The sequence below is a fragment of the Aquiflexum sp. TKW24L genome (assembly GCF_023502205.1).
Lineage (GTDB): Bacteria > Bacteroidota > Bacteroidia > Cytophagales > Cyclobacteriaceae > Cognataquiflexum.
Map to the genome: position 1 here is coordinate 1 of NZ_JAMFLG010000049.1, position 15,296 is coordinate 15,296.

A 15,296-nucleotide genomic window follows, 5' to 3' on the forward strand; every position below is an offset into this window, starting at 1 on the left:
ATTTTTATTATTAGTCTTAATGATATATTTAAATTCATAAAAGACTGAATAAATATAGCCAATAATGATTTCAGGTTTCAGTAACCACCCTTGATTTTTTCTTCCCTGTTTTAAGCCTATCTTTAGCCCGAAGACCAAATTTTTAAACATGAGTGAATCACCGGCCAAACCATTGAAGAGTTGGGTGCCAGTCCCAAAAAATTCAGATTTCAGTATTTATAATTTGCCATTTGGAATATTTCAGACCAAAAGGATCACACCAAGAGCAGGCATTGCTATCGGAGATAAAATTGTTGATTTAGCTGTCTTGCATGAGGAAGGTTTTTTCTCTGACATGACGCAGATTCCTCATGGCGTTTTCCAAAAAGACTCACTCAATGACTTTATTGAATTAGGAAAGGCAACCACCAAAAAGGTCAGGGAAAAGGTGCAGGAATTTTTGAAGGAAGAAAACGGGGCTCTCCGTGACCATCAAAGCAGGGGAAAGGCCCTCGTCAGCAGGAATGAAGCGCAAATGTTGCTTCCAGTCAAAATCGGTGATTATACAGATTTCTACAGCAGCCTCGAGCATGCGACCAATGTCGGAAAGATGTTTCGCGATCCCGAAAATGCTATCCTGCCAAATTGGAAGCATCTTCCCGTTGGGTACCATGGACGGGCTTCTTCGATCGTACCTTCAGGCACGCCCATTTTCCGACCCAAAGGTCAGTTCAAGGATCCTGATATGGCAGTTCCTGAATTTGGATCGAGCAAGAGATTGGATTTTGAATTGGAAATGGCATTTGTCATCGGTAAACCCACCAAAATGGGAGACAGTGTCAGTACCGAGGATGCCGAAGATTATATATTTGGAATGGTGCTTTTAAACGATTGGTCCGCACGTGATATCCAAGCTTGGGAATATGTGCCTTTGGGACCTTTCCTTGGAAAAAATTTCGCTTCAAGCATTTCTCCTTGGATTGTGACCTTGGAGGCTTTGGAGCAGTTCAGAGTTGCAGGCCCCAAGCAAGAACCGGAAGTATTGCCTTACCTCCAATATCAGACAGATCACGCTTTTGATATCAACCTTGAAGTTTCGATCCAACCTGAGGGCCTTAAAGCCACCAAGGTTTGTACTTCCAATTTCAAATACATGTATTGGAATATTGCCCAACAGCTTGCCCATCATACCGTCAACGGTTGTAATATCAATGTCGGAGACATGATGGCTTCCGGTACGATCTCTGGACCGACAGAAGATAGCTTTGGTTCGATGCTTGAACTTTCATGGAAAGGAACAAAACCTGTGCAATTGGAAGAAGGAGGCGAACGCAAATTTATCCAAGACGGCGATTCCGTCATCATGAAAGGCTATGCCGAAAAGGACGGAATCCGGATTGGTTTTGGGGAAGTGGAGGGGAAAATATTGCCTTCAAAATAAATCATAAATTCTTTTGAATAAAAAGTAAAAAAGCCTTCTTAATTGATTGGGAGGCTTTTCGTTTTACTCAAATTTCTTATTTTTTCTTGTTTTCATTTATGAGAGTTTCTGAAGCATTCTTATAAAAGAAAATTTGTTTTTTGAAAAATTTGGAACATGAGTACAGCATCACCAAAACTTCATTTCATCCCCTCATATTAAATCTTATTTTTGCACCGCATATCTTTTAAAACCTACCTGAGATGAATCATATTAATCCCACCACCACACAAGCTTGGCACCAACTCCAACAATTGGCTGATGCCAATAAGGATGCACATATCAAAAACCTATTTGCTGACAGTTCCCGCTTCGAAAAATTCTCCATCAAGGTTGAAGATATCTTGGTGGATTATTCCAAAAATCGCTTCGACGAAAGCATATTGTCGGCTTTGCTGGACCTTGCTAATGAAACAGGCCTGAAAGAAGCTATCGAAGCGATGTACTCTGGTGAAAAAATCAACGGCACTGAAGGTCGCGCTGTGTTACATACCGCATTGCGAAACCGTTCCAATTCCCCCGTCTATTTTGAAGGAAAGGATGTGATGCCTGACATCACTGCTGTTTTGGCGCAAATGAAAGGTTTTGCAGATCAAATTTCGAATGGAACTTGGTTGGGATATAGCGGAAAGCCCATCAAATCCCTCGTCAACATCGGAATCGGTGGCTCGGATTTGGGTCCTGTGATGGTGACTGAAGCTTTGAAACCTTACCAAAACCCCAACTTGGAGATTTTCTTTGTTTCCAATGTGGACGGAACACATATCTCCGAGACATTGAAGAAAGTGGATCCGGAGACTACCTTGTTTTTTATTGCTTCCAAGACTTTCACTACTCAGGAAACTATGACCAATGCCCACTCAGCGAGGAATTGGTTTTTGGATTATGCCAAAGCTGAAAGCGCAGTTGCGAAGCATTTCGTGGCCTTGTCTACCAATGCCAAATCAGTCACCGAATTCGGAATCGATCCTCAGAACATGTTTGCTTTTTGGGATTGGGTAGGAGGAAGGTATTCGCTATGGTCTGCCATCGGATTGCCAATTGCCTGTGCGATTGGATTTGACAATTTTGAGAAACTGCTTTCAGGTGCACACAGTATGGACCTGCATTTTAGAAATGCTGATTTTGACAAAAATATTCCGGTAATCTTGGCTTTGATCGGATTGTGGAACACCAATTTCTTGGGTGCGACCTCTGAGGCAATACTGCCTTATGACCAATACATGCACCGATTTGCGGCCTATTTCCAACAGGGAAATATGGAGTCCAATGGAAAATATGTGACTCGGGATGGCCAAAAGGTCAATTACAGCACAGGGCCGATGATTTGGGGAGAACCGGGAACCAACGGTCAACACGCTTTTTACCAGCTGATTCATCAGGGAACACACCTGATACCTTGTGATTTTATCGCTCCGGCTGTTTCCCACAATCCCATTTCTGACCATCATGTGAAGTTGCTTTCCAATTTCTTTGCGCAGACAGAAGCCCTGATGAATGGGAAGACGCTCGAGGATGTAACTGCAGAAATGAGCAAAGCAGGAAAATCAGAAGCGGAAATTACCGAAATCGCTCCGCACAGGGTTTTTGAAGGAAACCGTCCTACCAATTCTATTTTGGTAAAACAGCTTACTCCATACACTTTGGGACAATTGGTGGCGATGTACGAGCACAAGATTTTTGTGCAGGGAGTCATTTGGAATATTTACAGCTTTGACCAATGGGGTGTGGAGTTGGGAAAGGTTTTGGCCAATGCCATTCTTCCTGAACTTGTAAATGAGAATAAGGTAATCAGCCATGATGCCTCCACCAATGGACTGATTAATGCTTACAAGGAAATGAGAGGGTAGGAAGGAGGTACGAAGTTGGAAGTACGAAGTATTGGACCTTCGAGGTTTTTTGGAACCTCGAAGGTCTTTCGTGTTTTTGATCTAAATCCGCTTTCTCCTTTGAGGTTTTTTCAAACCTCGAAGGTCTTTTCAGTTTTTAGATGTAAATCTGCTTTCTCCTTTGAGGTTTTTTCGAACCTCGAAGGTCTTTTGAGTTTTTTGATCAATTCGCTTTCTCCTTTTAGATTTTTTTGAACCTCGAAGGTTTTTTATTGACAGTATCAGCTTTTACCTTTCAGGTGTTTTTTTTAATTTTTCTTTCCCCTCCACATCCCCATCAATCCCAAGGCAGGGCCAAGTCCCAAAACGGGAAACAAATAGATAGGATCAATTTGAATAGAAAGGAGATTGATTAATTGAATACTGATGATTGTGATCCCAAAGCCTACACTGTTGACGGTTGTTAGGGACGTTCCCCGTGTTGCCTCAGGGGCATTTTGGGCGACCATCGTCGAAAACATCGGTGAATCCGCCGTGACCGCCAAGCCCCAAACCATCAAAAATGCAAGTAGCAATTCTTGTGAACCTTGAATAAAAAGCAAAGGAGAAATAAAGCAACAGACTCCCGATACGGCGAGTGCAAAAGAGGCTATTGCTTTTGGAGTGAATTTCCCCGACAATATTCCTGCGACACTACAGGAAACTGCACCGACTGCGATAATCGTAAAGGACCAAAACGCAGAATCCAATTCCAAGTCATGGATTTTGTTGTAATACTGAAGGATAAAGGGCAAAAAAGCCCAAAATGCGTAAAGCTCCCACATGTGACCAAAATAGCCATAGGCAGCGGAACGGATAGGTTTTGTATGGAAAACCTTAAAAAAAGAAGTGAAATCAAATCCATGACTTTTCTTTCTGAATGGCCCGTTTGGTACGAACATTACGATGGTAAATCCACCGATCATAGCCAACACCGAAGTTGCATCGATCACATATTTCCAGGGAAGTGGGTTAAGCAAGCTTCTGACTAGATGTGGGAAAGCAGTACCCAAAACCAAAGCTCCGATCAGAAACCCCAAAGATTTACCAAGACCTTTTTGGAAATAATCTGAGGCAATTTTCATCCCCACAGGATAAATCCCGGCAAGGAAAAAACCAGTTCCAAATCTGAAAAGCAGGATTTGTAAGGCACTGATATCCTCGATCCTGACCGCAAAATTAAATGCAGATGCTATCACCGAACTCCAAAAGAAAACCCAAGATGGGGAAAACTTGTCCGCGATAGTCAGAATAGCAAATACCAAAGTGCCTGCAATAAACCCAAATTGCACCGCACTCGTCAAGTGGCCAAGGTATTCGGGTGCAAGATTTAATTCCTTGGCTAGATCGGGCAACACCGCATTTCCTGCAAACCAAAGCGATGTACTCAAAAATTGAGAGATGACAATCAGCGGCAGGATTCTTTTCATCTACAAGTATATATTTCTTTTCAAGAAAATCACTTGCCTTTCATCACTTCAGAGTCCCAAGCCTGATCGTTGAGCGTTAACTGACGGTTGAGTTCGGATGAATGCAAAGCCATATAAGAACCTCAACTAGGACTTCAATCAAAACCCTTGGGCATATTACCATGATAGCGGTATTTTTTCTGATAAGCCTCCGCCAATGCAATCAGCTTCCCTTCTTCAAAGTAATTGCCCACCAAAGTAATGCTCGTCGGCCTTCCTTTTTTGTCAAAACCATTTGGTAAACTCAATGCCGGATGTCCTGTCAAGTTGGTGATGAGCATCTGCCTTCCTCCAAAAGTCGGAGAAATTATAACATCATATTCCTTGATCAAGGCATGCAATTCTTCAATCAATAAGCGCCGGTGCCGGTTGGCCTGCAGGTATTCTACTGCAGGGATAAACCTTGCCTGACGGAGGGAGTTGGCTCTAGAGCTTTTGTTTTGCTCCACCATCAGGCTGTCTCTGCCGGATAATACCAATTCATCAAAAAATGCCCCGGCTTCAGCCCTGAGGATAATGTCAAATACGCTGAAGGGATAGTCTTTTGGCAGTTCAACCTTTTCAGGCTCGATTCCTAATTTTCTGAATTCCTCCAAGGTGCGCTTGTTATGGACGTGGTTGGCTGAGGTGTCAGATTCAAATTGGCTGTAGAAATAGCCGACTTTTAAGTGTTTTAGCTCTTCCGAACTTACAAGATCAAATGAAGCATTTTGTACAGAGCGATCCTTTCTATCTTGTCCACGGATGTAATCAAAGACGATGGCACAGTCTGAGGCATTCCTGCAGATCGGACCGACTTTGTCCATGCTCCATGAAAGGGTCATAAATCCTGTTCGGCTTACAGCGCCGAATGTCGGCCTCAATCCAGTCACACCGCAACGGGTAGAGGGAGAAATGATCGACCCGAGGGTTTCTGTTCCGATAGAGAATCCGACCAAACCTGCCGAGGTCGCCGAACCTGAACCGGCAGATGAACCGGTAGCGCCCTGTTTCAAGTCCCACGGATTTTTGGTTTTTCCTCCAAACCAGACATCTCCTCTTGCCAGGCTACCTGAGACAAGCTTACCCAAAAGTACAGCTCCCGCTTCTTCTAGCTTTTTGGCCACAGTGGCAGTTTCATTGATGATTTGATCTTTGTAGGGTGCGGCTCCCCAAGTGGTAGGATAGCCCGGAACAGCAGCCAAATCTTTGATCCCATAAGGAATCCCGTGGAGCGGACCTTTATATTTTCCGGATGCAATTTCTTCATCGGCTTTTTGGGATTGGGTCAATGCCAAATCTTCGGTGACAGAAATAAAGGCCTGAAGTTTTGGATCGTATTTTTTTATTCTTTCTAGATAAATCTTGGTCAGTTCAACAGAAGAAATTTGTCTTGATTTGATCAGCCCTGCCAATTCCATCACTGACATAAATGCGATTTCGTTTCTGTCTTTTGGCATTTTCACTTTTTCATCCACCTGCCAAACATGCGATCCTTTGGACGGAACGATCTCCAAATCCATCGGATAGGGATCAAAAGCTACTGCCGGAGCTATCTCATTGTCCAAAGAAAAAGTCCGCATGGTGTCGTATCCTTTTCGGTTGTCTTCCAGGTAGGAGAGCATGGTGTCTATCTCAGCTTCATTGAAATCAAGGTGGAGTAGTTTTTGGGCAGCTTTGACGTCTTCTCTTCCAATGGGAATGGTATTTTTGGCCAAGACAAATCCAAACATGACACCTACAAAAACACCCAAGGCAAGGAGCAACCAAAAGTTTTTTTTCATTTTTTCTTTTTTTAATTTTTGAAGACAAAGGCAATGGATAAAAAATCAAAAGTTGGCCAAGATGAATCTAAAATCCATTTTTAGGCGCTCGGTAAAATTCTAGATTTTTTACCCTTCAAATCCTATTTTTCTATGGGTACCGTCACAGAAGGGTTTATTGGAGGAATCTCCGCAGCGACAGAATGCTGTAACTTTGTACTTCTTTTCTGTTCTTCCATCTTTGAATTTGACCTCTATATTTCCATAGACCATCAATGGGCCGTTTGAAATTACTTGTACTATCGGTTCGGAAGAAGCGCTGTCAAGTTCTTTGCTCTCTTTATTATAGTAATAACCCAAAGCTCCTGAGGGACATTTTTTAATCTGTGAGACGATCGATTCGGTATTTGCTCCATTTTGGTCGATCCAAGGTCTTCTTTCAAAATTAAAAAATGCTGGAAGTCCGGTCACGCAGTTTTTTGAATGGATGCAGTTGTCAGGTTCCCATGTGATGGTTACCTCACCGTTTGAATATTCTTTCTTAATCATGGTTTTGGGATTTGTTTTGAATGGCAATCAAATTACTAAATAATTTCAGACCAAGACATCTCTCAAATCCTTTTTTCTCGAGAATACCCCTCTGGCAAAAGGACAAAGAGGAAGAATTTTAATGTTTTTTTTCCTTGCATATTCAACGCCCGCTAAAACCAGTTTTTTGCCGTAAATGTCAGCGGATAACAATTACCAAAGATGAGTTGCTTTTTCAAAAAAATATTGAAATCAGCCTAATTCTAATACTTTACCGATGTTGGAGGATGTTGTACTCATGGAAGATGAGGCTTACGGATTGTCTTTGCTATCTGAAAAAATCAATATAAGATTTCGTTTGGCAACAAGGGCTTCCATATCTTCCGCTGATGCATGGCAAAAACTCATCTCCATTGTCACCAAAGAGTTTGATGTTTTAGAGACTGTAGATTTTAATGCAGGTTATTTAATAACGGCTTGGAAGCTGGACATATTCAATGATGAGACACTTACCATAAAGTCAAGAGTGATAATTACCCACAACGGAGATACTTCCGAAAATAATTATTCCATAAAAATGGTTTCACAATATGGAAACGGTGAACCTGATAAACTGGAGGATTCAAATTTCAAAGACTGGAATAAAATGTTAAAGAAATATTATGACATCTTGGATGAAATAGAAATGCGTTTGCACTAAAGCAAACGCATTCATTCTTACGATTCATTCAATTGAAAAGGAGGCTATTGCCTCAATAATTTTCTCCTACAAATACTTACTTTTCACCACCATCAGCTTCTCCCTAGTCATTTCCTTCATCGAATAGGGGATTCCGCCCAATCCTTCTCCTGATGCATCCCGTCCGCCAAATGGCATCCAATCCACCCTAAATGCAGTATGGTCATTGACCATCACAGCTGTGGCATTGAGTTTTTGGACAGTATCAAAAGCAATATCCAGATCTTTCGTAAAGACTGCTGCCTGAAAATGATAATCCAAGCTATTTGCCTCTGCGATAGCTTTGTTTCGATCCTGATAAGGATAGATACATACCACCGGCCCAAAAATCTCTTCTTTGGATACCTTGGCATCTTGTGGCGGATTCCAAAGGACAGTAGGTTCATAGCACGTCGCAGAAATTCTCTTTCCACCACATAAGACCTCCCCACCGTTATTTTTAGCTTCCCGGACCCATTCTTCAACCCTGTCTACTTCCTTGGGCGAAATCAGCGGCCCAACTTCTGTGTTTTTATCCAGAGGATCTCCGGTCAGTAGTTGAGAGGCCATTTCTGCCATTTCATTCGCTAGTTGCCTAGCGATCGATTCATGCGCAAATATTTTCTGAACCGATACACATACCTGTCCTGCATGGTAAAAACCTCCCTTGACCAATGAAGGAACCATTTCTTTAAAATCTGCATCAGGTTCAACAATTACAGGTGCTGCACCACCATGCTCTAGTGCACAGCGTGTCCCCGGTGCCAATTTTGATTTCAGGTACCAGCCCACCTTGGCTGAACCGATAAATGACAAGTAATTGATTCTTTTATCTGTGACAAGCAATTCCGAAGATTCATTGTCCATGACAAGCACTTGCACCCAATCTCTGGGAACACCTGCCTTGTACAAAATCTCTGCAAAAGCAAGACATGTCAATGGGGTAGTGGAGGCTGGTTTGACAATGACAGGACAACCTGCCGCGAATGCAGTTACTGTCTGATGGACAATAAGGTTAAGTGGGTGGTTAAATGCTGAAATGGCTGCAACCACACCAATGGGTTCCCTTGTAGTAAATGCAATTCTATTGACAGAAGCTTTGGTTAAGCCCATTGGGATCTGTTCTCCTGTCAGTCTTCCGATTTCTTCAGCTGCAATTTTGACACCGTTTATGGCTCGGATTACTTCAACTTTCGAATCTTGGTATGGTTTTCCTCCTTCGGCAGTAGCTGTCTGGGTAAGTTCCTCCATCTCATCCCGCATGATAGCACCGACTTTTTCCAGGATTTCTATCCTTTCATGAGGTGGAATCCATTTTGCTCGGTCCCCAAAAAGTGCTGTTGCTTTTCTTAGTGCCTTCTCCACGTCCTTTTTTCCAGAAAGTGTAATTTCATCAAGAAAAGATTGGTCAAATGGGGAATATACTTTTAAGGTTTGGGTAGTGCTCATAGTTTTTCGGTTTTTTCTTTCAACATTACATTTAAAATGGCGTGGTTCAATGAATAATCAACCGGCAGGTCGATGATATGGACTGCGGCGGTAGCCAGACAATGGGTTAAAATTTCTTTGAATTCTGTATCAGTGGCCGGTCGGTGGCCTTGGGCGCCATAGCTTTCTGCATATTTGACAAAGTCTGGATTTTTGTAATCCAAGCCAAAATTATCAAAACCCATATCCTCCTGTTTCCATTTGATCATGCCATATCCTTGGTCATTGAGGATGATGACAGTGATGTGCAGACCTAGCCTTACTGCAGTTTCGATTTCCTGAGAGTTCATCATAAAACCACCATCTCCACAGACCGCAACGACATTTTTGTCTTGATTTAGCATTTTGGCCATCATGGCCGAAGGAAGACCAGCACCCATAGATGCCAAGGCATTGTCCAAAATAAGGGTATTGGGTTGGTGACAAGTATAATTCCTTGCAAACCACAATTTATAGACACCATTATCCAAAGTAATGATGTCTTTGGAATCTAAATTTTCACGCAATAGATTAACCAATCTCTGCGGGAGCATTGGGAACCTTTCGTCATGAAAGTAGGTCGAAAGATGTCTTTCCACTTCTTTTTTGACCTTTTCAAAATAGCTGAAATCCCAATCTTCCTGCCTTTCAATTTTTTCTGCAAGTCTGAAAACTGATCCAGAAATGTCTCCAACAACATTCAGCTGGGGAAAATACACAGGATCAACTTCAGCAGGGGAGAAGTTGACATGGATTACCTTTTTTCCATTTGCTTTCATGAAGAATGGAGGTTTTTCAATTACATCATGCCCTATATTGATAATGAGGTCAGCGTCTTCTATGGCGGCATGCACAAAATCATTGCTCGATAAAGCCGCTGTTCCAAGGTACTGCGGATGTCGTTCGTCGATCACACCCTTGCCCATCTGGGTGGTGAAAAAATAGATTCCTGTCTCATCCACAAAATTCTTCAGAGCCTTACAGGTTACCTTTCTATTGGCTCCCGCTCCGATCAAGAGCAATGGTTTTTTGGATTGGTGGATCATCTCCACTGCTAGATCTATTGATTTTTCATCGGCATTTGGGATGATATGTCCGACTACATCAAAAACATTGGATTCACAATCTTCCTGTGCGATGTCTTCCGGTAATTCTAGGTGCACAGCTCCGGGCTTCTCTTCAATAGCAATTCTAAAAGCCTCCCGGATGCTTGAAGCAATGTGGTTGGAATTGACGATCTGTTTGGTGAATTTGGTAACTGACTGCATCATGTCTACCACATCGATGATCTGAAAACGGCCTTGTTTGCTTTTTTTGATCGGTTTTTGTCCGGTAATCATCACCATCGGCATTCCGCCCAACTGGGCATATGCTGCCGGAGTCATAAGGTTGGTGGCGCCAGGTCCCAATGTCGAAAGGCACACGCCAGGCTTTCCCGTAAGCCTTCCGTATGTCGCTGCCATAAATCCCGCCCCTTGTTCATGCCTCGTCAGGATTAATTTAATTGAGGAATTTTTTAGAGATTGGAGGAGGTCTAGGTTCTCCTCACCGGGCAAGGCAAAAATGTATTCGACTCCTTCATTTTCTAGTGCTTTGACAAAAAGGTCAGATGCTTTCATAAAATAGCTGTGGTTAGTAAGTAAAAATGCGCCAAAAAGGTAACTGAGAAAATGGCTAAATAATTTCATTCAGTCGTAATTGCGCTACTTAAAACTACTTACTTAGAGAATATCACAAGAGTAAATCAAGCTTGTTTATGTTCTTTTTACAATAACATGATGAAGCAGCGTCGCTGGTATTGATTTCAAAAGGATTCTAAAAAATATTCGATATTTTATTTAATGTATTGATTTACAATAATGTACTTACTTTTGATGAATTGTGTCTTTTTATATTTTTAAGGTAAAAAATATTTGTAACCTTCTAATTTTACCTATAATATTTTTTTATATTTAAGATTAATAAAGATAAATTTTTCTATTCACCAGTTTAACCAAATCAAATAATGCACCTCACAAAAAATTTTTACCTTGATGAAATGTTGACAAGCCAATCAGCGGTCAGACTTGGCTTTGACGAACAGTTTACCCCCGATCAGGCAGTGGTAGACAATTTAAGGGCGCTTTGTCAAAATGTCCTTCAACCTCTGAGGGATGGCTTACAAAGGGCTATTCTTACAAGTAGCGGATACCGATGTCCGAGAGTTAATCAGGCAATTAATGGAGCTCCAAACAGCCAACATGTTTTTGGGCAGGCGGCTGATATCAAAGTAGGGCACCTAACCACGGAACAACTTTACCAAAGAATCAAAAATAGCAATCTTGTTTTTGACCAGCTGATTCAGGAATTTGACAGGTGGGTGCATGTCTCGTACAATCCCAACATTGCTGCCAACCGCCGTCAATGCCTTAGAGCTGTCAAAGTTGATGGCAAAACAAAATACCTGCCCGGGTAATCAACCGGCAATTAATAATTTATTCAAAAAATTCCGGGGTATAGATTTTCTTTCATAGGAAATTTATACCCCTGTTATTTCTCTGAATTTGACACTTTGCCTTTGGCTCAGGTCTATTTTTTGACCGTTCTGCATTTCTACGAGTAAGGTGCTGTTGAAATAAGGCTCTATGTTTTTGATAAAATTCAGGTTTATGATGAATTGGCGGTTTGCTCTAAAAAAGACTTCATCAGCCAACCTGTTCTCCATATAGGTCAATGATTTGTGCAAGAGAGGTTTTTTGTTTTCAAAATAGACTTTGACATAATTTCCTTCACTTTCTATCAAAAAAATATCCCTGACCGGAACGAAAAAGCACTTTTCTCCATCCTTGATAAAGATTTTTTTGTCAATTCCCAGTTTCTCCGATTCATTGGTTTTCTCTACAATGGCTTTCTTTTGTATTTTATTTATAGCATCTTTTAATCTTTCCGGATTAACAGGCTTCAAGATATAGTCCAAGGCATTGACCTCAAATGCTTTGATTGCATATTCATCATAGGCTGTCACAAATATCACGTCAGGTGCTTCATCAAGTTTCTCGAGCAATTCAAAGCCATTCATTCCCGGCATATTGATATCTAGAAAAATCAAATCAGGTTTGAGGTTGTTGATCATTTCTACAGCATTCGAGGCCCTATCACTTGATCCTGTGATTTCTATTTCCGGAAAAGCCTTCAGCATGGTCTCCAATTCCCTGAGGGCAAGGATTTCATCATCGACCAAAAAACATCTTTTAAGCATGATTATTATATTTCAGAGGATATACAATCGTAACAGATACTTTATCGGGAGATTTGGATTGTAAATGCAGTTCCGCTTTTTCACCAAAAAGGTTTTGGAGTCTTCTGGTTGAATTTTTTAAGCCAATCCCTTTGGATTCATTTTCTTTTAGTTCTCCGGTGTTAGATACTTCAATTTTCAATGTCTGGGAATTTGAACTCGATTTGATCTCGATGATTCCACCATCCGGAAGCTGCGTAATTCCGTGTTTAATAGCATTCTCTGCAAAAGTGAGGATCATGGCAGGAGGCACTTTTGCATCCAACGTTTCTGCCTGCAGGTCGATATTGACATCTAGGCGGTCACCAAATCTGATTTTTTCAAGTTCTAGGTATTTGACTACTTCGTCGATTTCATCCGAAAGGTTGATCAAAGGAGTCTTTTCATAGTTTAATGTAAAGCGTAGCAGCTCACTCAATTTGATGATTGCTTCCCTTGCTTTGGTAGTATCGATAAGCACAAGGGCTTTGATGCTGTTGAGGGCATTGAACAAAAAATGGGGATTGAGTTGGGACTTGAGAAGTTCCAGCTCCGAAGTTTTAGCTAGGTTTTCGACGATCAGGTTTTGCTGGGAAATGATCCTATTCCTATCCAAAATATGGAAGAGGTAATAAATAATGATCCACACCACCACGTATCTCGCAATATTCATTATTTGACCTAAAAAGTGGATCACAAATTCTGATGTTGAAAAGAATTCTGGAGCACTGAAAACCAAAGGTATAAAAGTAAGACAAACCATAATGAAGGTGATAAAAAAAGTATCCAAAAGAGCCTTTCCCCATATTTTGGAAAGGCTCTTTTGAAATATTGTTGGTTTGATAAAAAGCACTTTATAAAAGTGTGATGTAATCAATCCGGTTAAGGCCAAAAAGCAAAATTGAAACACATATTCCCAGACAAATTCCCTGATGATGAAGAAGGTGTAATTGATGGTTTCGACAAACACCAGAGAAAACCATCCAAGAATTTGAATTGTCCAATATTGTTGGTTTTTGTTGAGGCTTATTTTTCTCATTTCTCTTATGATCCTCTGACCCGCTATTTTCAATTATAACCCAAAGAAAGCCGAAACACTATTTCAAGCCTTATCAGAATACAGGATTGCAGGAATCTATGGATGAATGCCTACCTGCCAACAAAATTGACCAATGTGCCGATTTCATCGATTTCAATGCTGATTCTGTCACCGTCATGCAGGGTAAATGTGTCATCCGGAACAAGGCAAGTTCCTGTCATCAGGTATACTCCCTCATTAAAGGCCATTTCTCTAAACAGATAACCCGCCAACTCGGTATGGCTTCGCTTCATCTGATTGATGGAAATTTCACCTTCGAAGACCGTTTTTCCATACCGCTCGATTTTCATATGGATCTTGGCATTGGGATCTATTGGTTTTTCGGGAACCAATAGACAAGGACCGATGGCTGCAGCATAATCGTAACTTTTTGCCTGAGGCAAATAGAGTGGATTTTCACCTTCGATATCCCGTGAACTCATGTCGTTACCAATGGTGTAGCCGGCGATATGTCCTTTAGAATTGATGAAAAGTGTCAATTCAGGCTCAGGAACATTCCATTTGGAATCTTTCCGGATGTGGACTTTGCCGTTGGGTTGGGCGACCCGGTAGTAAGTGGATTTGAAAAACAGTTCCGGTCTCTCTGCCTCATAGACTTTGGAATAGAAAGTAGCCGCGCCGCTTTCTTTGGATTCTTCCATGCGTGCTTCACGGCTTCGGAAGTAAGTGACACCTGCGGCCCATACTTCCTGAGTTCCTATCGGTGCAGAAATGTCTTTTGGTGACCAATCAATTTTCTCTGAAGTGGAAACTTCTTCCTTCAATTTCTGAAAAAGATTTTCTGAGTTGACCAAAGTGTTCCAGTCATTTTCTTTGGATTTGTAAAAATTCGAATCCCATTCGATGAGGATGCCTTGGGCAGATTTGTATATTTTCATTTGTTGTACGGTTAAGTAGGTTTGGTTTTGATTTAGTAATTATTATTGCTTGGTGAATTATGATGATGAAAATACAGATATTCTCTTAAAATCAATCCACAAACATGTAGGATGGTGAATTGGAGATAGGTGAAGGCAAAAAAAATAGAGAATCGAATATCGCCATTATTGAAATATAGGGTATTTTACAAATTCTGAATCTTCATTTTTTCGTTTTGAAAATAGTAATTATTGCCGTTGCTTAATTTGATTTCGACATCAAACATCAAGTCAGAATCTTCTATCAATGCACTTTCAAATTTGAGAAAAAGACCCTCTCCCAAAAACATTCTTTTTCCGGAGGCTAAATAATCTGATATACTTTCTCCCGATAAATGGGGATAATCAGAAATGGTAAAATGGGAACTGATATCGGAACCTATAGGAAAAATTTCTCCTTCAAAAGAAATCCATTCCCTTTTATTAATGATCAAGATATCAATAATGCTTTCAGCGGACATATGTGGACCAGGATCACAAGCAAATGCTCCTTGAATAAACCCCATTCCTTGATTGGGGATGGATTGAGAAATGAATTCAAACTCCTTTATATCCAATACCTTGTAAAATTCATCTTTCTTGTAATAAACTTCCGGATTGTAAACTTGGCCTCGAATGAAATTTACGACTTGGAATTCCTTGACCATAAAATCATTAGCTTTTTCGATTTTGCCGCAACCACAGGAATCCCGGCAAAGGATGTCACAGGAAACAGGTATTGCTCCAAAGAAAAAAAGGAAAAGGATAAAGGCCGTAAAGTTTTTATTCATGAT

The 15,296-nt window shown here is 41.1% G+C and carries 14 protein-coding genes; 4 read left to right on the top strand and 10 right to left on the bottom strand.

The window, feature by feature from the left end; translation table 11 throughout:
* The first annotated feature begins 148 nt into the window (after positions 1 to 148).
* Positions 149 to 1,420 (top strand): fumarylacetoacetase, encoded by a 1,272-nt coding sequence (gene fahA, locus M3O96_RS20065; RefSeq protein ID WP_249723811.1) that lies wholly within the window; start codon positions 149 to 151, stop codon positions 1,418 to 1,420.
* Positions 1,421 to 1,662: 242 nt separating this feature from the next.
* On the top strand, positions 1,663 to 3,309 hold the full coding sequence (gene pgi, locus M3O96_RS20070) for a glucose-6-phosphate isomerase (protein ID WP_249723812.1): 1,647 nt from the start codon (positions 1,663 to 1,665) through the stop codon (positions 3,307 to 3,309).
* Between the two features lie 287 nt (positions 3,310 to 3,596).
* Here pgi and M3O96_RS20075 read toward each other — a convergent pair whose 3' ends face one another.
* The 4 genes from M3O96_RS20075 to M3O96_RS20090 all read right to left on the bottom strand — a co-directional run bounded on the left by M3O96_RS20075 (position 3,597) and on the right by M3O96_RS20090 (position 7,279).
* The gene (locus M3O96_RS20075; RefSeq protein ID WP_249723814.1) at positions 3,597 to 4,757 is read right to left on the bottom strand and encodes an MFS transporter; all 1,161 of its coding nucleotides are present in this window, start codon (positions 4,755 to 4,757) and stop codon (positions 3,597 to 3,599) included.
* A 134-nt stretch (positions 4,758 to 4,891) separates the two neighbouring features.
* Positions 4,892 to 6,559, bottom strand: coding sequence for an amidase (locus M3O96_RS20080; protein WP_249723816.1), 1,668 nt, complete (start codon positions 6,557 to 6,559; stop codon positions 4,892 to 4,894).
* Between the two features lie 108 nt (positions 6,560 to 6,667).
* The gene (locus M3O96_RS20085; protein ID WP_249723819.1) at positions 6,668 to 7,087 is read right to left on the bottom strand and encodes a (4Fe-4S)-binding protein; all 420 of its coding nucleotides are present in this window, start codon (positions 7,085 to 7,087) and stop codon (positions 6,668 to 6,670) included.
* A 45-nt stretch (positions 7,088 to 7,132) separates the two neighbouring features.
* Positions 7,133 to 7,279, bottom strand: a complete 147-nt coding sequence (locus tag M3O96_RS20090) for a GNAT family N-acetyltransferase (protein ID WP_249723820.1) — start codon at positions 7,277 to 7,279, stop codon at positions 7,133 to 7,135.
* 64 nt (positions 7,280 to 7,343) lie between these two features.
* Here M3O96_RS20090 and M3O96_RS20095 point away from each other — a divergent pair, with 64 nt between their 5' ends.
* Entirely contained in the window at positions 7,344 to 7,766 is a 423-nt protein-coding gene (locus tag M3O96_RS20095; RefSeq protein ID WP_249723822.1) for a hypothetical protein, read from the top strand.
* A 66-nt stretch (positions 7,767 to 7,832) separates the two neighbouring features.
* Here the strand turns inward: M3O96_RS20095 and M3O96_RS20100 are convergent, their stop codons facing one another.
* Together M3O96_RS20100 and M3O96_RS20105 are read right to left on the bottom strand one after the other, a co-directional pair.
* On the bottom strand, positions 7,833 to 9,233 hold the full coding sequence (locus M3O96_RS20100) for an aldehyde dehydrogenase family protein (RefSeq protein ID WP_249723827.1): 1,401 nt from the start codon (positions 9,231 to 9,233) through the stop codon (positions 7,833 to 7,835).
* Positions 9,230 to 10,870, bottom strand: coding sequence for an acetolactate synthase large subunit (locus M3O96_RS20105; RefSeq protein ID WP_249723862.1), 1,641 nt, complete (start codon positions 10,868 to 10,870; stop codon positions 9,230 to 9,232). The genes M3O96_RS20100 and M3O96_RS20105 overlap by 4 nt, the downstream gene beginning before the upstream one ends.
* Before the next feature lie 386 nt (positions 10,871 to 11,256).
* On the opposite strand from M3O96_RS20105, the gene M3O96_RS20110 reads away from it, so the two are divergent.
* Complete coding sequence (locus M3O96_RS20110; RefSeq protein ID WP_249723829.1) at positions 11,257 to 11,706, top strand: D-Ala-D-Ala carboxypeptidase family metallohydrolase; 450 nt, start codon at positions 11,257 to 11,259, stop codon at positions 11,704 to 11,706.
* Between the two features lie 63 nt (positions 11,707 to 11,769).
* Here M3O96_RS20110 and M3O96_RS20115 read toward each other — a convergent pair whose 3' ends face one another.
* The 4 genes from M3O96_RS20115 to M3O96_RS20130 all read right to left on the bottom strand — a co-directional run bounded on the left by M3O96_RS20115 (position 11,770) and on the right by M3O96_RS20130 (position 15,293).
* Positions 11,770 to 12,489, bottom strand: coding sequence for a LytR/AlgR family response regulator transcription factor (locus tag M3O96_RS20115; protein ID WP_249723830.1), 720 nt, complete (start codon positions 12,487 to 12,489; stop codon positions 11,770 to 11,772).
* Positions 12,482 to 13,546, bottom strand: a complete 1,065-nt coding sequence (locus M3O96_RS20120) for a sensor histidine kinase (RefSeq protein WP_249723833.1) — start codon at positions 13,544 to 13,546, stop codon at positions 12,482 to 12,484. Before M3O96_RS20120 ends, M3O96_RS20115 begins: the two co-directional genes overlap by 8 nt.
* A gap of 110 nt (positions 13,547 to 13,656) precedes the next feature.
* Positions 13,657 to 14,484, bottom strand: coding sequence for a fumarylacetoacetate hydrolase family protein (locus M3O96_RS20125; protein ID WP_249723840.1), 828 nt, complete (start codon positions 14,482 to 14,484; stop codon positions 13,657 to 13,659).
* Positions 14,485 to 14,669: 185 nt separating this feature from the next.
* Positions 14,670 to 15,293, bottom strand: a complete 624-nt coding sequence (locus M3O96_RS20130) for a hypothetical protein (RefSeq protein WP_249723841.1) — start codon at positions 15,291 to 15,293, stop codon at positions 14,670 to 14,672.
* Positions 15,294 to 15,296: the final 3 nt, after the last annotated feature.